20 protein-coding genes and 1 tRNA gene are annotated in these 19,230 nt (G+C 59.0%); 11 read left to right on the forward strand and 10 right to left on the reverse strand.

Annotated features, from left to right (window positions below; translation table 11 throughout):
• Window positions 1–5 precede the first annotated feature (5 nt).
• Entirely contained in the window at window positions 6–557 is a 552-nt protein-coding gene (locus K7A42_RS15520; protein ID WP_077986533.1) for a DUF924 family protein, read from the forward strand.
• Between the two features lie 66 nt (window positions 558–623).
• Here the strand turns inward: K7A42_RS15520 and dnaJ are convergent, their stop codons facing one another.
• From dnaJ to K7A42_RS15535, 3 genes are all read right to left on the reverse strand, one after another.
• Complete coding sequence (gene dnaJ, locus K7A42_RS15525; RefSeq protein ID WP_282455515.1) at window positions 624–1,760, reverse strand: molecular chaperone DnaJ; 1,137 nt, start codon at window positions 1,758–1,760, stop codon at window positions 624–626.
• A gap of 88 nt (window positions 1,761–1,848) precedes the next feature.
• A complete protein-coding gene (dnaK, locus tag K7A42_RS15530; protein ID WP_004439158.1) occupies window positions 1,849–3,750 on the reverse strand; it encodes a molecular chaperone DnaK in 1,902 nt (633 codons plus the stop codon).
• Between the two features lie 307 nt (window positions 3,751–4,057).
• Window positions 4,058–4,147 (reverse strand) — tRNA-Ser (locus tag K7A42_RS15535).
• Window positions 4,148–4,367: 220 nt separating this feature from the next.
• On the opposite strand from K7A42_RS15535, the gene K7A42_RS15540 reads away from it, so the two are divergent.
• The 10 genes from K7A42_RS15540 to deoA all read left to right on the forward strand — a co-directional run bounded on the left by K7A42_RS15540 (window position 4,368) and on the right by deoA (window position 13,593).
• The gene (locus tag K7A42_RS15540) at window positions 4,368–4,685 is read left to right on the forward strand and encodes a hypothetical protein (RefSeq protein WP_037089548.1); all 318 of its coding nucleotides are present in this window, start codon (window positions 4,368–4,370) and stop codon (window positions 4,683–4,685) included.
• Between the two features lie 63 nt (window positions 4,686–4,748).
• Entirely contained in the window at window positions 4,749–5,399 is a 651-nt protein-coding gene (gene msrA / locus K7A42_RS15545; RefSeq protein ID WP_004439163.1) for a peptide-methionine (S)-S-oxide reductase MsrA, read from the forward strand.
• 214 nt (window positions 5,400–5,613) lie between these two features.
• Window positions 5,614–6,606: a BMP family lipoprotein gene (locus K7A42_RS15550; RefSeq protein WP_004439166.1), complete on the forward strand. Its 993-nt coding sequence runs from the start codon at window positions 5,614–5,616 to the stop codon at window positions 6,604–6,606.
• An 82-nt stretch (window positions 6,607–6,688) separates the two neighbouring features.
• A complete protein-coding gene (locus tag K7A42_RS15555) occupies window positions 6,689–8,194 on the forward strand; it encodes an ABC transporter ATP-binding protein (RefSeq protein WP_034496172.1) in 1,506 nt (501 codons plus the stop codon).
• Window positions 8,195–8,201: 7 nt separating this feature from the next.
• Window positions 8,202–9,305 carry an ABC transporter permease gene (locus K7A42_RS15560; protein ID WP_004439171.1) on the forward strand — a complete coding sequence of 368 codons (1,104 nt, stop codon included), beginning with the start codon at window positions 8,202–8,204 and terminating at the stop codon, window positions 9,303–9,305.
• A 6-nt stretch (window positions 9,306–9,311) separates the two neighbouring features.
• A complete protein-coding gene (locus tag K7A42_RS15565; RefSeq protein WP_004439173.1) occupies window positions 9,312–10,283 on the forward strand; it encodes an ABC transporter permease in 972 nt (323 codons plus the stop codon).
• 4 nt (window positions 10,284–10,287) lie between these two features.
• On the forward strand, window positions 10,288–10,704 hold the full coding sequence (locus K7A42_RS15570) for a cytidine deaminase (RefSeq protein ID WP_282455516.1): 417 nt from the start codon (window positions 10,288–10,290) through the stop codon (window positions 10,702–10,704).
• Window positions 10,704–11,504 carry a purine-nucleoside phosphorylase gene (locus K7A42_RS15575; protein ID WP_006699811.1) on the forward strand — a complete coding sequence of 267 codons (801 nt, stop codon included), beginning with the start codon at window positions 10,704–10,706 and terminating at the stop codon, window positions 11,502–11,504. Before K7A42_RS15570 ends, K7A42_RS15575 begins: the two co-directional genes overlap by 1 nt.
• 2 nt (window positions 11,505–11,506) lie before the next feature.
• Entirely contained in the window at window positions 11,507–12,280 is a 774-nt protein-coding gene (gene deoC, locus K7A42_RS15580) for a deoxyribose-phosphate aldolase (RefSeq protein WP_282455517.1), read from the forward strand.
• On the forward strand, window positions 12,277–13,593 hold the full coding sequence (gene deoA / locus K7A42_RS15585; RefSeq protein WP_282455518.1) for a thymidine phosphorylase: 1,317 nt from the start codon (window positions 12,277–12,279) through the stop codon (window positions 13,591–13,593). The genes deoC and deoA overlap by 4 nt, the downstream gene beginning before the upstream one ends.
• Here the strand turns inward: deoA and K7A42_RS15590 are convergent.
• From K7A42_RS15590 to cyoC, 7 genes are all read right to left on the reverse strand, one after another.
• A complete protein-coding gene (locus tag K7A42_RS15590; RefSeq protein ID WP_045533136.1) occupies window positions 13,586–14,107 on the reverse strand; it encodes a TIGR02281 family clan AA aspartic protease in 522 nt (173 codons plus the stop codon). The genes deoA and K7A42_RS15590 overlap by 8 nt on opposite strands.
• 131 nt (window positions 14,108–14,238) lie before the next feature.
• Window positions 14,239–14,868, reverse strand: coding sequence for a uracil phosphoribosyltransferase (gene upp, locus K7A42_RS15595; RefSeq protein ID WP_004439188.1), 630 nt, complete (start codon window positions 14,866–14,868; stop codon window positions 14,239–14,241).
• A 95-nt stretch (window positions 14,869–14,963) separates the two neighbouring features.
• Entirely contained in the window at window positions 14,964–15,941 is a 978-nt protein-coding gene (locus K7A42_RS15600) for an adenosine deaminase (protein ID WP_282455519.1), read from the reverse strand.
• Complete coding sequence (locus K7A42_RS15605) at window positions 15,938–17,158, reverse strand: phosphopentomutase (RefSeq protein ID WP_282455520.1); 1,221 nt, start codon at window positions 17,156–17,158, stop codon at window positions 15,938–15,940. The genes K7A42_RS15600 and K7A42_RS15605 overlap by 4 nt, the downstream gene beginning before the upstream one ends.
• A 113-nt stretch (window positions 17,159–17,271) precedes the next feature.
• A complete protein-coding gene (locus K7A42_RS15610) occupies window positions 17,272–18,033 on the reverse strand; it encodes an SURF1 family protein (protein WP_282455521.1) in 762 nt (253 codons plus the stop codon).
• Between the two features lie 173 nt (window positions 18,034–18,206).
• Window positions 18,207–18,602, reverse strand: a complete 396-nt coding sequence (gene cyoD, locus K7A42_RS15615) for a cytochrome o ubiquinol oxidase subunit IV (RefSeq protein ID WP_282455522.1) — start codon at window positions 18,600–18,602, stop codon at window positions 18,207–18,209.
• On the reverse strand, window positions 18,602–19,228 hold the full coding sequence (gene cyoC / locus K7A42_RS15620) for a cytochrome o ubiquinol oxidase subunit III (protein ID WP_282455523.1): 627 nt from the start codon (window positions 19,226–19,228) through the stop codon (window positions 18,602–18,604). The genes cyoD and cyoC overlap by 1 nt, the downstream gene beginning before the upstream one ends.
• Between the last annotated feature and the right edge of the window lie 2 nt (window positions 19,229–19,230).

Raw genomic sequence — 19,230 nt, forward strand, 5'->3', positions numbered from 1 at the left:
ACAGCATGAAAAACGACACAGCCAAGCTCGCTGAAGAAATCGTCGATTTCTGGAAGAAGGCTGGCCCGGAAAAATGGTTCGACAAGGACGCCGCCTTCGACAGTCACTTTCACGACCGGTTCCGTGACGCTCATTTCGCTGCCGCAAGGCGGGAACTGGATGGCTGGCTGGAGGGTGCAGAAAGCAGCCTCGCCTTGATGCTGCTGCTGGATCAGTTTCCACGCAACTGCTTTCGCGACACGGCCCACATGTATGCGACCGATCCTCTGGCGCGGCTTTTGGCCGATGAAGCCATCCGGCGCGGACATGATCAGGCGGTGAGTGAGGATCTGCGGGTCTTCTTCTATCTACCGTTTTCTCACGCAGAAGATCTGGAGGCGCAGCACCGGGCGTGCCGTCTCAATCAGCCGCTTGGCGGGCTTTATCTGCATCACGCCGAAGAACATCGCGAGATCATCGAACGTTTCGGCCGCTTTCCGCATCGTAACAAGATATTGTTGCGGGAAACGACACCGGAGGAGCGACGATATCTGGAAGAGGGTGGCTTTTCAGGCTGACCCCAAAAAGAAAACGCCGCCAGTCCAAGGGATGGCGGCGTTTCTGATGGTGAAGAACGGCGGCACTCAGCCGTCGAAGAATTCCTTCATCCGGGCGAAGAAGCCCGTCGATTCCGGATTATTCTCCTTGGAAGACAGCTGCTCGAACTCTTGCAGCAGCTCGCGCTGTCGCTTGCTGAGTTTCTGCGGCGTCTCGATCTGAATCTGGATATAGAGATCGCCCGTCTGCGCCGAACGCAGCACCGGCATGCCCTTGCCCTTCAGACGGAACTGCTTGCCCGATTGGGTGCCTTCCGGAACCGTGACGCGCGACTTCGTGCCATCGAGCGTCGTGACATCGAAGGTGCCGCCGAGCGCTGCCGTCGTCATCGAGATCGGCACGGTGCAATAGAGATCGGCACCGTCGCGCTGGAAGAACTCATGCGGACGCACGGACAGGAAGATATAGAGATCGCCCGCCGGACCGCCACGCATGCCGGCTTCGCCTTCGCCCTGCAGACGAATGCGTGTGCCGTCCTCGATGCCCGAGGGAATGTTGACCGAGAGCGAGCGCTCTTCCGTTACGCGGCCCTGACCATGGCACTTGCCGCAGGGGTCGGAGATCGTCTGTCCACGGCCATGGCAGGTGGGGCAGGTGCGCTCCACCGAGAAGAAGCCTTGCGCGGCGCGCACGCGGCCTGAACCCTGGCAGGTGGCGCAGGTCTTCGGCTGCGTGCCGGGCTTGGCGCCCGAGCCGGAACAGACGTCGCAGGTGATCGAGGTCGGAACCCTGATCTGCGCCGTCTTGCCGGTGAAGGCTTCTTCCAGCGTGATTTCCATGTTGTAGCGAAGATCGGCACCGCGTTCGCGACCGCCGGAAGACCGGCGCGCGCGACCGCCGCCCATCATCTCGCCGAAGATGTCTTCGAAAATATCCGAGAAGCCGCCATTGGCGAAACCGCCGCCGCCAAAGCCGCCACCGCCGCCCATACCGCCATTTTCAAAGGCCGCGTGGCCGAAACGGTCGTAGGCCGCGCGCTTCTGCGGATCCTTCAACGTTTCGTATGCTTCGTTGATTTCTTTGAATTTCCGTTCGGAATCGGCATCATCAGGGTTTTTGTCCGGATGGTACTTCATCGCGAGTTTGCGGAAGGCGCTTTTCAGCTCTTTTTCGTCCGCAGTCTTGCTGACGCCGAGTGTTTCGTAAAAGTCTGCTTTCGCCATTCAGTTAACAAGCCCCGCAAATGGATTTCCGGCTGCACGCGGCAGCCGGATGTCTTGCATAATTGTCAGGAGACGGAAAGTCGCGCGATTATGCGGACTTCTTGTCGTCCTTGATTTCTTCGTAGTCAGCGTCGACGACGTCATCCTTGCCGCCTTCGGAAGCATCGCCAGCCTCGGCCTGCTGCGCTTCATAGATGGCCTGACCGAGCTTCATGGAGACTTCCATGAGGGTCTGGGTCTTCGCCTGGATGTCGTCGGCGTCAGGCTCGGAAGCCTCAACCGCGGTCTTCAGGGTGGCAATGGCGTCTTCGATCGCCTTGCGGTCGGTTTCGGAAACCTTGTCACCATATTCCTTCACCGACTTCTCGGTAGAATGGATGAGGCTTTCAGCCTGGTTCTTGGCTTCCACGCCCGCACGACGCTTCTTGTCGGCCTCAGCATTGGCTTCGGCGTCCTTGACCATCTTTTCGATGTCGGCGTCAGAAAGGCCACCGGAGGCCTGGATGCGGATCTGCTGTTCCTTGCCGGTGCCCTTGTCCTTGGCCGAAACCTGCACGATACCGTTGGCGTCGATATCGAAGGTAACTTCGATCTGCGGAACACCACGCGGTGCCGGCGGCAGGCCAACGAGGTCGAACTGACCAAGCAGCTTGTTGTCCTGCGCCATTTCGCGCTCACCCTGCGAGACGCGGATGGTCACGGCCGACTGGTTGTCTTCGGCGGTCGAGAAGGTCTGGCTCTTCTTCGTCGGGATCGTCGTGTTGCGATCGATCAGACGCGTGAAGACGCCACCCAGCGTTTCGATGCCGAGCGACAGCGGGGTCACGTCGAGCAGCAGAACGTCCTTGACGTCGCCCTGCAGAACGCCAGCCTGAATGGCCGCGCCCATGGCAACAACTTCATCAGGGTTCACGCCCTTATGCGGCTCCTTGCCGAACAGCTGCTTGACGACTTCCTGCACCTTCGGCATGCGGCTCATGCCACCGACGAGAACGACTTCGTCGATCTCGGAAGCGGAGACGCCGGCGTCCTTGAGCGCTGCCTTGCAAGGTGCAACGGTGCGCTGCACGAGGTCGTCGACCAGGCTTTCGAACTTCGCACGGGTCAGCTTCAGCGTCAGGTGCTTCGGACCGGAAGCGTCAGCCGTGATGAACGGCAGGTTGATTTCGGTCTGCTGCGAGGACGACAGTTCGATCTTCGCCTTTTCAGCAGCTTCCTTGAGGCGCTGCAGAGCGAGCTTGTCGTTCTTCAGATCGATGCCCTGATCCTTCTTGAACTCGCCGGCCAGATACTCGACCAGACGCATGTCGAAGTCTTCACCGCCAAGGAAGGTATCGCCGTTGGTGGACTTCACTTCGAAGACGCCGTCGCCGATTTCCAGAACGGAAATATCGAAGGTGCCGCCGCCAAGGTCATAAACGGCGATCGTCTTGCCGTCCTTCTTGTCGAGGCCGTAAGCGAGTGCTGCCGCGGTCGGCTCGTTGATGATGCGCAGAACATCAAGACCGGCGATGCGGCCGGCATCCTTGGTTGCCTGGCGCTGCGCGTCGTTGAAGTAGGCGGGAACGGTGATGACGGCCTTCTCGACCTTTTCACCGAGATAGGCTTCAGCGGTTTCCTTCATCTTCTGCAGGATCATCGCGGAAATCTGCGAAGGGGAATAATTCTTGTCCTGCGCCTTCACCCAGGCGTCGCCATTGTCGCCCTTGACGATCTCGAAGGGAACAAGAGCCTTGTCCTTCTCGACGGTCGGGTCTTCATAACGGCGGCCGATCAGGCGCTTTACCGCAAACAGGGTGTTAGTCGGATTGGTGACCGCCTGGCGCTTGGCCGGCTGGCCGACAAGGCGTTCGCCATCATCGGAAAATGCCACCATGGACGGCGTGGTACGTGCGCCTTCCGCGTTTTCAATAACTTTCGTGTCCTTGCCATCCATCACTGCGACGCAGGAGTTGGTTGTGCCAAGGTCGATACCGATTACTTTTGCCATGCTCTTCTCTCCTTGAAGCGCGCTGTCTGAACCCCGTGAGGCATTCCTTTGACAGCACCTTGACTTGGATTTGCAGCCTTCGCTGCTGTTATGCGGCGTATATAAGGAGCGATTTTTGCGGCTGCAAGGCGCAAGAGCAGGGGAAAGGCAGCAAAAAAGCGCCGGAAACTCTTTCTTTGCAGATGCATAGCCATCAAGGCTTGCGTTAGCCGAAAAACGCGACTTTGACGCTATGCTGCGCAGTCATCCGGCGCCGCAGGCACAAGGACTTCCGGGATGCCATTATAATGGTTTGAAGTGGGCGAAATGGCGGACAGGGTGGGATTCGAACCCACGGTACGCTTTCACGCACACACGCGTTCCAGGCGTGCGCCTTAAACCACTCGGCCACCTGTCCTTTTACAAGTCTGCATGTCATGAAGAATGCAAATCACTGGAACGGCGCGATATATACCGATGAATTCGCAGGGATCAACACGAATCTGACAGTTTTTTGAATTGTCGGCAATTTCATGCCTTTCGATGCGATTGCAATCGCGTTTTCCGGCCTTTATCCATGCAGGAAATGTTTCAAAATGTGGCTGCCGTAAGCGGCAGACCGTGAGCGAGGTATCCCAATGAAAGCTTTTTTGCGGTTTTTGAGCTTTCTTTTCCTCGCCGCAGCGATTTTTCTGGGTGTGCTCGATTCGATCCGCTCTGTTTCCACGTCATCAGTCACCATCACCGGCATAATGTCAGTCTGGAACTATCTTCTTCCTGCTTCGCGAACCATGGTGGAAGCGTCTCTGGCTCACTATATTCACCCTGAAGCGTGGCGCTTCATAGAAAATGCCCTGTCGGCACTGCCTGCATTTGCCTTTTTCCTCGCTCTGTCCCTCCTCTGCTGGATGGCCGGTTACAGAAAATACAAGGCGACGAGACGTTTGTCGGTCTGACGGGGCTGGCGCCCGCGGATGTGAACCGTGAGAAGCGGCGGAACTGGCCGCATGGAGGACCGAATGTTCCTGTTCGATACGCTTTCTAAAAAAACGACGATGCCGACCGAAGAGACGGCGTTGCCTGGCCGTGAAGAGGCTCTCGTTGTGCCGGAACTTCACTTCGTCAACGGCAGACCTCTGAAGGGGCCTTATCCGGATGGCTTCGAGACCATCTATCTCGGCATGGGTTGCTTCTGGGGCGCGGAGCGGTTGTTCTGGAAGACGCCCGGCGTTTGGGTGACGGCGGTCGGTTATGCCGGCGGCTTTACCCGCAATCCGACCTATCAGGAAACGACGACGGGTCAGACGGGCCATGCCGAGGTTGTCAAGGTTGTCTACGATCCGGCGACGATCTCGCTCGGGGCGCTCTTGAAGATATTTTTCGAGGAGCACGATCCCACTCAAGGCATGCGGCAAGGCAACGACGTCGGCACGACCTATCGTTCCGCCATTTATGCGACAACGGAAGGGCAGCTGCAGCAGGCACAGAAAGCTCGAGACGCATTTCAGCAGGCTCTGGAAGAGGCTGGCCATGCCGGCGCCATCACCACCGAGATCGGGCCGCTTGAAACGTTTTATTACGCTGAGGACTATCACCAGCAATATCTTGCCAAGAACCCGGGTGGCTACTGCGGCCTCAGGGGAACCGGCGTAAGCTGTAATATCGACTAGTTTTTTTGCAGTTCTGCCCGGTGGAAAGACTAAAAAATCGCCAGATCAAAGTTTTTCCACCGGGTCAAAAAAACCGGATGAATTTTTCATTGAGCCATGCAAGGATATGAGGCAAGCACAGCCGGTATAACGGCTGGCGGTTCCGCAGACATTCCCGGGAAACGGGATTGCGGGAGGACCCTTAAAATATCAATTGCAACAACAGGGCTGCACAATGAAAAAATCCCTTCTGACGCTTTTTGCGCTTGCCGCAATGTCGGCCTCCGCGCTCGCCGCGGATATCAAGCCTGCGCTGGTCTATGGCACGGGCGGCAAGTTCGACAAGTCGTTCAACGAGGCCGCTGCGGCCGGCGCTGAAAAGTTCAAGGCGGAAACGGGCATCGAATTCCGCGACTTCGAACCGACCAGCGACACGCAGGGCGAACAGGCCATCCGCAACTTCGCCAGCAAGGGTTTCAACCCTGTCGTCGCCGTATCCTTCGCCTGGACGTCGGCCATGGAAAAGGTTGCCGCCGAGTTCCCCGACACCAAGTTCGTCATCGTCGATTCCGTCGTTGAACTGCCGAACGTCCGCTCGGTCGTCTACAAGGAGCACGAAGGTTCTTACCTCGTCGGTCTGCTGGCCGGCATGGCTTCCAAGACCGGCAAGGTCGGGTTTATCGGCGGCATGGACATTCCGCTGATCCGCAAGTTCGCCTGTGGTTACGCTCAAGGCGCCAAGGCTGCCAACGACAAGATCGAAGTCTTCCAGAACATGACCGGCACCACCGGCGCTGCCTGGAACGACCCTGTGCGCGGCGGCGAGCTTACCAAAAACCAGATCGATCAGGGCGCGGACGTGATTTACGCGGCAGCCGGTGCGACCGGTATCGGCGTGCTCCAGACTGCCGCCGACAACAAGAAATTCTCGATCGGCGTCGATTCCAACCAGAACCACCTGCATCCCGGTTCGGTTCTGACCTCGATGGTCAAGCGCGTCGATCTGGCCGTTTACAACGCCTATAAGGACGCCAAGGATGACAAGTTCACGCCTGGCATCGTCGCTCTCGGCGTCAAGGAAGACGGCGTTGCCTACGCGCTCGATGATAACAACAAGGCGCTCATCACGCCTGAAATGACTGCTGCCGTGGACAAGGCCAAAGCCGACATCATCTCCGGCGCCGTCAAGGTCCATGATTACATGGCGGACAATTCCTGCCCGAAATGATATGATATGTGGCTGGGGCGCGTGATGTTTTTCATCTTGCGCCCTTTTCATATCCAGCCTTCGGAGAGGTTTCGGTTTGAATATGGACCCTGCAATCGAACTCGTGGGCATCGACAAGAAATTCGGTGCCGTACACGCCAACAAGAACATCAATCTGACAATTGCCAGGGGTACGATCCACGGCATCATCGGGGAAAACGGTGCCGGAAAGTCGACTTTGATGTCGATCCTCTACGGTTTTTACCAGGCGGATGCCGGTGAAATCCGGGTGAACGGCACGCCGGTTTCGATCCGCGACAGTCAGGCCGCCATCAATGCCGGTATCGGCATGGTGCATCAGCACTTCATGCTGGTCGAAAATTTTACCGTGCTGGAAAATGTCATGCTGGGCGCAGAAGGCGGTGCGCTGCTGGCCAATGGCCGGGCTGGTGCACGCAGGGAGCTGAAGCGCCTGGAGGACGATTATGGACTGGAAGTCGATCCCGATGCGGTGATCGAGGAATTGCCAGTCGGCCTCCAGCAGCGCGTCGAAATTCTGAAAGCCATGTATCGTGGCGCGGAAATCCTGATCCTTGACGAGCCGACCGGCGTTCTGACGCCGGCAGAGGCCGATCACCTGTTCAAGATCCTCGGCGTGTTGCGTGATCAGGGCAAGACAGTCATTCTCATCACCCATAAGCTGCGCGAGATCATGGCGATCACGGACTCCGTCTCCGTCATGCGTCGTGGCGAGATGGTGGCGACCCGGAAAACCTCCGAGACGAGCGTCGAGGAACTGGCCGAACTGATGGTCGGCAGACGGGTGCTGCTGCGGGTGGAGAAGGGCGAAACGACGCCGGGCGACGTTCTTCTGTCGATCCGCAATCTCACCGTCAAGGATAGCCGCGGCGTCACCATGGTCGATGACGTTTCGCTGGATGTCCGAGCAGGTGAAATCGTCGGTATAGCCGGTGTCGCAGGCAACGGCCAGTCGGAGCTGCTGGAAGCCATCGCTGGCATCCGAAAGCCCTATTCCGGCGAAATCTGGGTGGACGGAAAGAAGGTGGATCGCCCCGATCCCGCAATTTTACGCAGGCTTGGCCTCGCCCACATCCCGGAAGACCGCCATCATATGGGGCTGGTGCTGAAATTCGAGGAATATGAAAACTCCATCCTTGGTTATCATCACGACGAACGTTACGGCAAAGGGCCGTTCCTCAACCCCGAGGCCATTCGCAGGGATGCGGTCGAGAAGATCGAGAAATACGATATCCGCCCGCCAAACCCGCAGCTGAAGACCGCCAACTTTTCCGGTGGCAACCAGCAGAAGATCGTTGTCGCCCGTGAAATCGAGCGTGACCCCAAGATGCTGATAATCGGCCAGCCGACACGCGGCGTGGATATCGGCGCGATCGAATTCATTCATCGCCGCATCATCGAAATGCGCGATGCTGGCAAGGCGATTTTGCTGGTTTCCGTCGAACTCGATGAAATCCGGTCGCTGTCGGACAGGATCATGGTCATGTTCGCAGGCCGGGTCGTCGGAGAAAAAACGGCGGAAGCCGAAGAACAGACGCTGGGCCTGATGATGGCCGGCATCGCCGCATGAGGCATGAATGAGCACCGCTTCCGTACCGCTGCCAAACTGGATTACTTACGGCCTCCTGCCGTTTCTCAATGTCGTTACCGCCTTTCTGATTTCCGGCCTCGTTGTCTGGTCCATCGGTGAAAACCCGCTGGCGGCGCTGCGCCTGCTGATCGAAGGGGCGCTCGGCCGTGGTGATGCCATCGGCTTCACGCTGTTTTATACGACGAGTTTCATCTTCACCGGCCTCTCCGTCGCCGTCGCCTTCCATGCCGGGCTCTTCAACATCGGCTCCGAAGGTCAGGCCTATGTCGGTGGCCTTGGCGCGGCGCTGGTGGCGCTGGCGCTCGATCGCTATGTGCCATGGTACGTGACGATGCCCTTCGCCGTCATCGGCGCTGCTGTTTTTGGCGCCGCCTGGGCCTTCATTCCGGCCTGGCTGCAGGCAAAACGCGGCAGTCACGTGGTCATCACCACCATCATGTTCAACTTCATTGCTGCGGCCTTGATGGTTTACCTGCTGGTGAACGTGCTGATCGTGCCCGGCAAGATGGCGCCGGAAACCCGCACTTTTCTGCCGGGCGGCCAATTGCCGAAACTCGACTGGCTGATGGCTCTCTTCGGCCTGAAGCTTGGTCCGGCGCCGTTTAACGTCTCCTTCCTGATAGCGTTGGTGATGTGTTTTCTGGTCTGGGTGCTCATCTGGCGCACCAAGCTCGGTTATGAAATGCGCACGCTCGGCATCAGCCCCTCCGCCGCCATTTATGCCGGTATTCCCTATGCACGCACCGTCATCATCGCGATGCTCATCTCAGGCGGTCTGGCGGGCATGATGGCGCTGAACCCGGTTATGGGCGCGTCGGCCCGTCTGCAGGTGGAATTCGTCGCCGGTGCGGGCTTCGTCGGTATCGCCGTGTCGCTGATGGGCCGAAGCCATCCGCTCGGCATCATCTTCGCGGCATTGCTGTTCGGCATTCTCTATCAGGGCGGCGCAGACCTTTCCTTCGAGATGCCCAACATTACCCGCGAGATGATCGTGGTCATTCAGGGTCTTGTGATCCTTTTCGCCGGCGCGCTGGAATATATGTACCGGCCTGCAATCGTCCGCATTTACCAGCGTCTGGCAAAGGGGTGAGCTGACATGGATTTCTTCGATATGCTGGTCAGCATTCTGGGCTCGACCGTTCGTCTCACCATTCCGCTTCTCTTTACCGCACTGGCCGGGCTCTTTTCCGAGCGGGCCGGCGTGTTCGATATCGGCCTTGAGGGCAAGATGCTGGCAGCGGCCTTCGCTTCCGCCTGCGTTGCCTATATCACGGCGAACCCCTGGGCTGGCCTCTTGGCCGGTATTGCCGTCTCGATCCTGTTCTCGCTGATCCACGGCTTTGCTGTCATCACCAATCGCGGCAACCAGATCGTGTCGGGCGTGGCGTTGAACTTCATTGCCGCCGGCCTGACCGTGGTACTGGGACAGGCCTGGTTCGGCCAGGGCGGACGCACACCGCAGCTTCCGGGCGAGGGGCGTTTTGCCCCGATCATCCTGCCCGGTGCTGATGCCATGCGCGAGGTTCCCTTCATCGGCCCGCTCTATGCAAACGTCATTTCCGGCAACAACATCCTCACCTATCTTGCCTTCCTGGCGGTGCCGCTGTCCTGGTGGGTGCTTTACCGAACGCGTTTCGGCCTGCGCCTGCGCGCGGTCGGTGAAAATCCGGGCGCTGTCGATACGGCTGGTATCTCGGTGACGTGGATGCGCTTCCGCGCTGTCATTGTCGCCGGTTTTCTCTGCGGTTTTTCGGGCGCCTATCTTGCTGTGGCTCAATCCGCTGCCTTCATCGCCAACATGTCGGCGGGCAAGGGCTACATCGCGCTCGCGGCGTTGATATTTGCGAAATGGAAGCCGGTGCCGGTCATGTTCGCCTGCCTTCTGTTCGGTTTTCTGGATGCTGTCGCGAACTTCATGCAGGGTAAATCCGTGCCTGGCATCGGCGAAGTGCCGGTGCAGATATTCCAGGCCATGCCCTATATTCTGACCTGCATCCTGCTTGCGGGTTTCATCGGTGTTGCCAAGCCCCCGAAGGCCGGTGGCGTTGCTTATGCGAAGGAGCGTTAACCCCATGTCCTCCGACCCGAAATCCGATCCGCAGGCCCATGCCCTGTTTGAGGCGGCAGTAGAGGCCATGGCCTTCGCCCATGCCCCCTATTCAAAATTTCCGGTCGGTGCGGCAATCCGCGCCGAAGACGGCAAGATCTACAAGGGCGCCAATATCGAGAACATCTCCTTCCCGCAGGGCTGGTGCGCAGAACCATCAGCCATCAGCGCCATGATCATGGGCGGGGCGAAAAAGATCAATGAAGTCGCCGTTATTGCCGAGAAGCTGCCGCTCTGCTCTCCTTGTGGCGGCTGCCGCCAGAAGATCGCCGAGTTCGCCACGCAGGAGACAAAGATCTATCTTTGTGACGAAACCGGCGTCCAGAAGGTCATGACCATGGAAGAGCTGCTACCCTCCGTCTTCAAGACCGAGCTGCCCTGATGACCGACGGTTTGATCGACATTCTGGTGGACCGCCTGAACGGCCTCATGCCGCGCGTCGCCATCGTGCTTGGCTCCGGTCTGGGATCGCTGGTGGAAGAGGTGAGCGAGCCGATCCGCATTCCTTACGCCGAGCTGCCCGGCTTTCCAGCTGGCGGCGTTTCCGGCCATGCGGGCGAACTGGTGGCCGGTTATCTCGGCGGTGAGCCCGTCATGATGCTGTCGGGTCGGGTCCATTTCTACGAAAAGGGTGATCCCGCAGCGATGCGCCCGGTCATCGAAGCGCTCGCCGGCCTGGGCGTGCAGTCGCTCATCCTCACCAATTCGGCGGGCTCGGTCAGGCAGGATATGCCACCCGGCTCCGTCATGCAGATCACCGATCACATCAATTATTCCGGCATGAACCCGCTGATCGGTGAGGAAAGCGACCGCCGCTTCGTCGGCATGACGACGGCTTATGATCCTGATCTTATGCTTGCCATGCGCAATGCCGCCATCCGTGCGACGGTGCCATTGTTCGGCGGTGTCTATATGTGGTTCTCTGGCCCCAGCTTCGAAACACCGGCGGAAATCCGCATGGCGCGGCTGCTGGGGGCGGATGCCGTGGGCATGTCTACCGTGCCGGAAGTCATCCTTGCGCGCTTTTTCGGGATGCGCGTCGCTGCCGCATCGGTTATTACCAATTACGGTGCCGGCATGACCGGCGCGGAACTGAGCCATGAAGAAACCAAGGACATGGCTCCCGTGGGTGGCAAAAGGCTTGCCGCCATTCTGAAGGAAATGATCGCAGGAGGAGCGTGACCATGGAACTCCAGCGTCCGCGCGAAGCGGCTGCCCTCACTTTGTCCTTGCTGGACCTCACCAACCTCAAGGAAGACTGCACGCCACAGCAGATCGCCGCGCTCTGCCAGCGGGCGCATACGGAGTTTGGCAATACGGCCGCCATCTGCATCTGGCCGCGTTTCGTGGCGCAGGCGCGCGCCGCCTTCGGAAAGGACCACGCGATCCGCATTGCAACGGTCGTCAATTTTCCGTCGGGTGATCTTGATGTCGCAACCGTGGTCGCGGAAACCGAGGTGGCGATCCGCGACGGTGCGGATGAAATCGATCTTGTCATTCCCTATCGCAAATTCATCGCGGGCGATGAAACCGCGGTTTCCGACATGGTGGCCGCCGTTCGCAAGGCCTGCGCTACACCCGTGCTGCTCAAGGTCATTCTCGAAACCGGCGAGCTGAAGGACAAGGCCCTGATCCGTCGGGCTTCCGAAATTTCAATTGCCGAAGGCGCCGATTTCATCAAGACCTCGACAGGAAAGGTTGCCGTCAACGCCACGCTGGAGGCGGCTGACATCATGTTGCAGGCGATCCGCGACAGCAAACAGAAGGTGGGCTTCAAGCCGGCCGGCGGGATCGGTACCGTGGAGGACGCGACACTTTACCTGCGGCTGGCGGAAACCATCATGGCGCCGAACTGGGCCATGCCTTCGACGTTCCGTTTCGGCGCTTCAGGTCTCCTTGACGACGTGCTGAACGTTCTGGCCGGCGGAGAGCCCGCCAGGACCGCCAGCGGGTATTGAGCTTGATCCCGCAGGAAACCATCCGCCGCAAACGCGATGGCCTGGCGCTCTCGCCGCAGGAGATCGCCGCATTCATCGAAGCGCTGTCGAAAGACGGCATCTCGGAAGGGCAGGCGGCGGCTTTTGCCATGGCGGTGTTTTTCCGTGGCATGAACCGGGATGAGATGGTGGCATTGACACTTGCCATGCGTGACAGCGGTGATGTCCTGTCCTGGAGCGATATAGGCAGGCCGGTTGCCGACAAGCACTCGACCGGTGGCGTTGGAGACAATGTCTCTCTGATGCTCGCCCCGATCGTAGCCGCCTGTGGTCTCGCTGTGCCGATGATTTCCGGCAGGGGCCTTGGACATACCGGCGGCACGCTGGACAAGCTGGAAGCGATTCCCGGTTACAATGTCATGCCGGACGAGGCTCTGTTTCGCCGGGCGGTGAAGACGGTCGGCTGTGCCATCATCGGTCAGACGGGTGACCTCGCCCCCGCTGACAGACGCCTCTATGCCATTCGCGATGTGACCGCGACGGTCGATTCCATACCGCTGATTACGGCTTCCATCTTGTCGAAGAAGCTGGCGGCCGGGCTGCAGACGCTTGTGCTTGATGTCAAGGTCGGCAACGGCGCCTTTATGCAAAGCATTGACGATGCACGAACGCTCGCCCGCGCGCTGGTCGATGTGGCTGTTGGCGCAGGTTTGCCGACAACGGCGCTGATAACAGATATGAACCAGCCGCTTGGCGATGCCGCCGGCAATGCCGTTGAAATCGTCAATTGTCTCGATTTTCTGGCTGGTCGCAAGGCTGGCAGCCGTCTGGAAAACGTGGTTCTGTCTTTCGCGGCGGAAATGCTCGTGCAGGCTCAAAAAACGGCCACACTGGAAGAAGGCGCAGCACTGGCATCGGCCGCCCTCTCCTCCGGCCGGGCAATGGAAATTTTCGCGCGAATGATTTCGGCATTGGGCGGGCCGACGGATTTCGTTGAAAATCCTTCCCTTTATCTGCCGTCCGCGCCAGTCACTCTTCCGGTCCAGGCCGCGAGCAGCGGCTGGCTGACATCCTGCGCAACGCGCGAACTCGGCATCGCCGTCGTCGGACTTGGCGGCGGCAGACGAAAACCCTCGGACAGGATCAATCCCGCCGTTGGTATTTCGAATATCCTGCCGCTTGGGATGAAGGTGGAAAAGGGAGAACCGATTGCCATTGTCCATGCAGCGTCCGGAGAAGACGCAGCCTACGCCATTAAAGCGATAACGGCCTGCTATGGAATCAGCGACGACGCGCCGGAAGTCGCTGCACCCGTTATCGAGCGGATCACCTGACCAGCCGCATTTCGCCGCCAGAAACCTTGAACGACGATAATTGCTTCAGGAAGCTCATGCCGACCAGCATGTTGCTCAGTGCATTGTCCTTCAGCACCATGGCGTCGACATTCTGCACGCGGATCGTGCCTATCTCCACCCGGTCGAGCTTCACATAGGCGGCCATGGTCTGACCGTTGGCGGTTGAGATCGCGTATTTGAAATCCAGACTGTTGACGCCGTATCCGAGCCGACGTGCAATCGTCTCATTGATGGCAACCGTTGAAGCACCGGTGTCGATAAGTCCGTCGAATGATTTGCCGTTGATACGAAAGGTGGCGTTGAAGTGGCCGCGGGCGTCAGCTTTCAGATTGACTCCGCCCAACGAAGCAGGCTGGGGTTTGGCTGCTTCGGCCACAATTTCGGTTTTTGCTACGCTGCTTTCCGGGCGCGGCTGAAATTTGTCCATCAGAATGGGTATTTGCGTAGCGCCGATGGAAAGGCCAACAAGCAGAAAAATCGCGCGCGCCAGCAAGTCTTCACTCCTCCGAGGGCCGGTTACCCCTGGCAAGAATAGACGCAAAACATGCCGAAATCTTAAAAGAAAAAGCCATCCGCCGCTGATCGGGCGGCGAATGGCGTAAAAGGTTAAGCGATGATGAATGGTTACTTGGTGCCGTACATGCGGTCGCCGGCATCACCGAGGCCGGGAACAATGTAACCCTTCTCGTTCAAATGCCTGTCGATCGCGGCGGTGTAGATCGGCACATCGGGATGTGCCTCACGGAAATTCTTGATGCCTTCGGGGGCTGCCAAAAGACACAGGAAGCGGATGTTCTTCGCACCACGCTCCTTCAGCTTTTCCACGGCGGCGATGGAGGAGTTGCCGGTCGCCAGCATGGGGTCGACAACGATGACCAGACGGGCATCGAGGCTTTCGGGAGCCTTGAAATAATATTCGACGGCCTCGAGCGTATCGTGGTCGCGATAGACGCCGACATGGGCAACGCGCGCCGAAGGCACCAGTTCGAGCATGCCTTCCAGAAGGCCGTTGCCGGCGCGCAGGATGGAGGCGAAAACCAGCTTCTTGCCTTCCAGCACCGGTGCCTGAATGGTCTCGAGCGGCGTATCGATGGTTTCCATCGTCATTTCAAGATCGCGCGTCACTTCATAGCAGAGCAGCGTCGAAATCTCCCTGAGCAGGCGGCGGAAGCCGGCTGTGGAGGTTTCCTTCTTGCGCATGATGGTGAGTTTGTGCCGCACCAGCGGATGTTCGATGACTGTGACGCCGTCCATGAAACTGGCCTTCCTTTTTTCTTGTGCCCCTGTAATTGACCGAAAGTCGGCTTTTCGCAAGCCTTCTTCGTGGTTTTACCCTGCCAACAGCTGCATCAGGCACCGTCGAGTTTTTTAAGCAGCCTTCCGCGCGTTGCCTCGTCAACGAAGGCACATTCCAGTGCGGTGCGGGTCATGCTGTTTATCTCGCCATCGCTGAAGCCGAACTCGTCGGCGGCCAGCGCATATTCCCGTGCAAGTGATGTAAAGAAGAATGGCGGGTCGTCGGAGTTGATGCAGACCCGCACTCCCGCGTCGCTGAGGGCTCTCAGCGGATGGCTGGCGAAGTCGGGATAGACCTTGAGCGCAATATTGGAGCCGGGGCAGACTTCAAGGACTGTTCCGGTTTCGGCGAGCCGTGCAACGAGACCGGCATTCTCGATTGCCCGCACGCCATGCCCGATGCGGGATGGTTTGACGAGATCGAGTGCATCGGCCACGCTTTCCGGCCCGCAAACCTCGCCGGCATGAATGGTCAATCCGAGGCCGGCATCGCGTGCGATATCGAAGGCGCGCGCATAATCGGCGACGCGGCCCATACGCTCCTCGCCCGCCATGTTGAACCCCGTCACCAGCGGATGTTGGGTGCGCGCCGCATATTCGGCCGCGGCGATCACCCGCTCCGGACCGAAGTGCCGTTCGCCGGTGATGATGATGCGGGTTTCGATACCCGTCTTGTCCCTTGCAATCCGGATGCCTTCGGCAATGCCGGCCAGATAAGCGTCGGCGCCAAGCCCGATGCGGTCGCCATGGTCGGGCGAAATGATCAGTTCGCTATAGATCGTATTGGCTTCCGCGAGTTCGGTCAGATAGGCTTCGGTGAGAACGGAATAATCCTCATCCGTCTTGAACACCTGTGCCACCGCATCATAACAACGGATGAATTCGGCGAAATCCGACCATACATATTGGCCGTTCCGCAGAAAGCTGCTGGTGTCGATTCCGTATTTTTCAGCCTGTTTCGCGACGAGGGCGGGCGGGGCCGCACCTTCGATGTGGCAGTGAATTTCCGCCTTCAGCAAATGCGATGTCAAATGAAGCTCCTGCCGTGAGAACCGGCCTCGATACCTAGATGGTGGGCGATGCTTTCGCCGATATCGGCGTAGCTTGAACGAATGCCGACATCGCGCGAGCGAATGCCCGGGCCGAATGCCATGATCGGCGCCCTTTCCCGTGTGTGGTCCGTGCCCCGCCACGTGGGGTCGCAGCCGTGATCGGCGGTCAGAAGAGCGATATCGCCAGGCGCCATCTTGCGGTGGATTTCGGGGATTCGCGCATCGAAAGCCTCAAGGGCGGCGGCGTAACCGGCGACGTCGCGGCGATGGCCATAAAGCATGTCGAAATCGACGAAATTGGTAAAGACGAGATCGCCGTTTTCCGCCTCGTCGATAGCCTGCAGCGTCGCATCCATCAGGGCGGCGTTGCCGTTTGCCTTGATGACGCGTGAAACGCCCTGGTGGGCATAGATATCGCCGATCTTGCCGATGGCGTGCACTTTTCGGCCGGCCTCCACAAGCCGGTCGAGCAGAGTAGGCTCCGGTGGCAGCACGGAAAAATCGCGGCGGTTGCCGGTGCGTTCGAAGGTCGCGACCGTTTCGCCAACGAAGGGGCGCGCGATGACGCGGCCTATGTTCAGCGGATCGAGCAGCTTGCGTACCGTCTCGCAGAGCGCGATGAGCCGCCCCAGGCCAAAATGCGTTTCGTGCGCGGCAATCTGGAACACGGAATCCGAAGATGTGTAACAGATTGGCTTGCCGCTCCGGATATGTTCTTCGCCGAACCGCGCGATGATCTCGGTGCCGGAAGCATGGCAATTGCCAAGAATACCCGGAAGATCCGCCTCCTCGCAGATCGCTGTCACCAGTTCCGGCGAAAACGCATCGCCCTCCGTCGGAAAATATCCCCAGTCGAACGTCACCGGCGTTCCCGCGATCTCCCAGTGACCGGACGGAGTGTCCTTGCCCTTCGAAACTTCGCTGGCGCAGCCATGCAGGCCAAAAATGCGTTCCGGCGCCTCCATGCCGGCGGGAATGTCACCACTTGCCTGCCTGGCGATCTCCAGCAGGCCGAGCGAACACATGTTCGGCAGCTTCAGCGGACCGGACCGTAGTCCCGTTCTGTCAGCTGCACCGGCTGCGCAGAATTCCGCGATGTGACCGAGCGTATTCGCTCCAAGATCGCCATAGTGCTCCGCATCGGGCGCACCGCCGACGCCGAAGGAATCCAGAACGAGAAGAAATGCTCTTGCCATAACTCACCGAAACGAAGCTGCGCCGACGGGCATGTCAGGCCGAACTGTCGTTATAGATCAGCAAAACGTGAAGAAGGAAGGGGTTTTGTGAACCATTCGGTAAAATCGGCCGCTCAATCCTTGCCCTGCTTTGACCTCGGGGCGTTCAGATTGCGCAGCACATACCAGCCCGCCGCGACGACCATGGCCGCGAGAATGTACCAGGTAATGGCGTAGGAGAGATGGTTGTTTGGGAAGGTAAGCATTGTCTTGCCGCCGACCGGCAGACCGCCGGGATTGGGTGCCGCATCGGCATCGACATAAAACGGTGCGACGCCCGAAAGGCCGGAGGCCTGCGATATCTGCGGAATATTGCGGGAGTACCAGCGTCCATTTGTGGGGTCATTGGTGCGGAGGAAAAGCCCGCCTGTCTCGGGGGCACGCATCAGCCCGATGACCTCCGCGCGGCCTGTCGGCTGACCTTCCTGTCGCGATGACGGGTCTCGCCTGTCGGACGGGACAAAGCCGCGATTGACGATGATGCTCGTGCCATCATCTCGTCTCAGCGGTGTCATGATCCAGTAACCCGGGCCGAGATCGGTAACGGTATAGACCTGGACCTCTTTGTCGTTGAGGAAAGTGCCCGAAAGTCTCACACGGCGATATTCGTACTCCGCTGGCTCGCCGAGCGCCGGCCACTGCCCGGCGGCGGGCGCATCGGTGGGTTCCGCGTGCACACGGGCCTCGACACGCTCAATCAGGTCGAGCTTCCAGGAAAGTCTTTTGACCTGCCAGGTTCCAAGAGCCAGCAGCAGCCCTGTCAGGGCGACGGTCAGAAACAGAACGACGATGGCTGCGGGGCGAATGCCGCGCTTGGGGGGCGTTGTTTTGGTCATGTCACGGTCCTTGAGAAGCATGTCTGGCGGAGGTGTCGTCCACCTGACCGGGCCTCATCGCCCCGAATGCGCTTCTTCCAGCAGATAACCCCATAAATCGCGCCACGATTCATGGGGTTATGTGTTGGCGCGGAAGGCGGCCTGCCGGGCTTCCGGCAGGCCGCAATTTCTGGTTAAGGCAGGTTTTTCACATCTTCGATGTGCAGCGGCATCATGTTCTTGTTCATGTTGTACATGACCCACAGCGAACCGGAGAGCGTGATCAGCAGCACCACGACGGTGAAGATCAGCGCCATGAAGGTCCAGCCGCCTTCCGACTTGGTGTCCATGTGCAGGAAATAAATCATGTGCACGAAGATCTGGATGACGCCGAGGCCCATGATGGCGATGACGAGCAGCGTCTTGTTTTCAAGGACGTCGCCCATGACCAGCCAGAAGGGGATCGCCGTCAGAATGACCGAAAGGATGAAGCCGATCATGTAGCTTTTGAACGTGCCGTGGCTCGCGCCATCATGGTGATGATGGTCGTCGCCATGCGCGTCGTGATGTGCGTGTACTTCGGAACTCATCAAAGAACTCCCATGAGGTAAACGAAGGAGAAGACGCCGATCCAGATGACGTCGAGGAAGTGCCAGAACATCGACAGGCACATCAGGCGACGCTTGTTCGCCGCGATCAGGCCATGCTTGGCGACCTGCACCATCAGCGTGACGAGCCAGATGATGCCGAAGGTGACGTGCAAACCGTGGGTGCCGACCAGCGCGAAGAACGACGACAGGAAAGCCGAACGGTGCGGACCGGCTCCTTCTTCGATCAGGTGGTGGAACTCGTAAAGTTCGACGGCAAGGAAGGCGAGGCCGAAGAGACCGGTGATTCCGAGCCAGACCAGGGTCGTCTTCACCTTCTTCTTTTCCATTTCCAGCATGGCAAAGCCATAGGTGATGGAGGAGAAAAGCAGGAAGCCGGTGTTGATGGCGACGAGCTTGAGATCGAACAGATCCGCGCCCGAAGGTCCGGCCGCATAGCTGCGGCCGAGGACGGCGTAGGTGGCGAAGAGCACGGCGAAAATCAGGCAGTCGCTCATCAGGTAGAGCCAGAAGCCGATCGAAGTGCCGTTCTCGGGATGATGGTCTTCCTTCAGGTAAAAGACCGGTGGTTCAGCGCCGTCGACGCTTTGTGCAGGTGTATGAGCCATGT

The organism is Agrobacterium sp. InxBP2 (genome assembly GCF_026191755.1).
Taxonomy (GTDB): Bacteria; Pseudomonadota; Alphaproteobacteria; order Rhizobiales; family Rhizobiaceae; genus Agrobacterium; species Agrobacterium pusense.

Excerpts from the sequence above, each read along its gene's own strand:
- K7A42_RS15540 (WP_037089548.1), top strand. The coding sequence starts at position 4,368 with ATGAAAGCTTTTTTGCGGTTTTTGAGCTTTCTTTTCCTCGCCGCAGCG.
- dnaK (WP_004439158.1), bottom strand. The coding sequence starts at position 3,750 with ATGGCAAAAGTAATCGGTATCGACCTTGGCACAACCAACTCCTGCGTC.
- K7A42_RS15605 (WP_282455520.1), bottom strand. The coding sequence starts at position 17,158 with ATGGCAAGAGCATTTCTTCTCGTTCTGGATTCCTTCGGCGTCGGCGGT.
- K7A42_RS15565 (WP_004439173.1), top strand. The coding sequence starts at position 9,312 with ATGGATTTCTTCGATATGCTGGTCAGCATTCTGGGCTCGACCGTTCGT.
- K7A42_RS15520 (WP_077986533.1), top strand. The coding sequence starts at position 6 with ATGAAAAACGACACAGCCAAGCTCGCTGAAGAAATCGTCGATTTCTGG.
- cyoD (WP_282455522.1), bottom strand. The coding sequence starts at position 18,602 with ATGAGTTCCGAAGTACACGCACATCACGACGCGCATGGCGACGACCAT.
- K7A42_RS15575 (WP_006699811.1), top strand. The coding sequence starts at position 10,704 with ATGACCGACGGTTTGATCGACATTCTGGTGGACCGCCTGAACGGCCTC.
- dnaJ (WP_282455515.1), bottom strand. The coding sequence starts at position 1,760 with ATGGCGAAAGCAGACTTTTACGAAACACTCGGCGTCAGCAAGACTGCG.
- msrA (WP_004439163.1), top strand. The coding sequence starts at position 4,749 with ATGTTCCTGTTCGATACGCTTTCTAAAAAAACGACGATGCCGACCGAA.
- K7A42_RS15555 (WP_034496172.1), top strand. The coding sequence starts at position 6,689 with ATGGACCCTGCAATCGAACTCGTGGGCATCGACAAGAAATTCGGTGCC.
- K7A42_RS15560 (WP_004439171.1), top strand. The coding sequence starts at position 8,202 with ATGAGCACCGCTTCCGTACCGCTGCCAAACTGGATTACTTACGGCCTC.
- deoC (WP_282455517.1), top strand. The coding sequence starts at position 11,507 with ATGGAACTCCAGCGTCCGCGCGAAGCGGCTGCCCTCACTTTGTCCTTG.
- cyoC (WP_282455523.1), bottom strand. The coding sequence starts at position 19,228 with ATGGCTCATACACCTGCACAAAGCGTCGACGGCGCTGAACCACCGGTC.
- K7A42_RS15570 (WP_282455516.1), top strand. The coding sequence starts at position 10,288 with ATGTCCTCCGACCCGAAATCCGATCCGCAGGCCCATGCCCTGTTTGAG.
- upp (WP_004439188.1), bottom strand. The coding sequence starts at position 14,868 with ATGGACGGCGTCACAGTCATCGAACATCCGCTGGTGCGGCACAAACTC.
- K7A42_RS15550 (WP_004439166.1), top strand. The coding sequence starts at position 5,614 with ATGAAAAAATCCCTTCTGACGCTTTTTGCGCTTGCCGCAATGTCGGCC.
- K7A42_RS15610 (WP_282455521.1), bottom strand. The coding sequence starts at position 18,033 with ATGACCAAAACAACGCCCCCCAAGCGCGGCATTCGCCCCGCAGCCATC.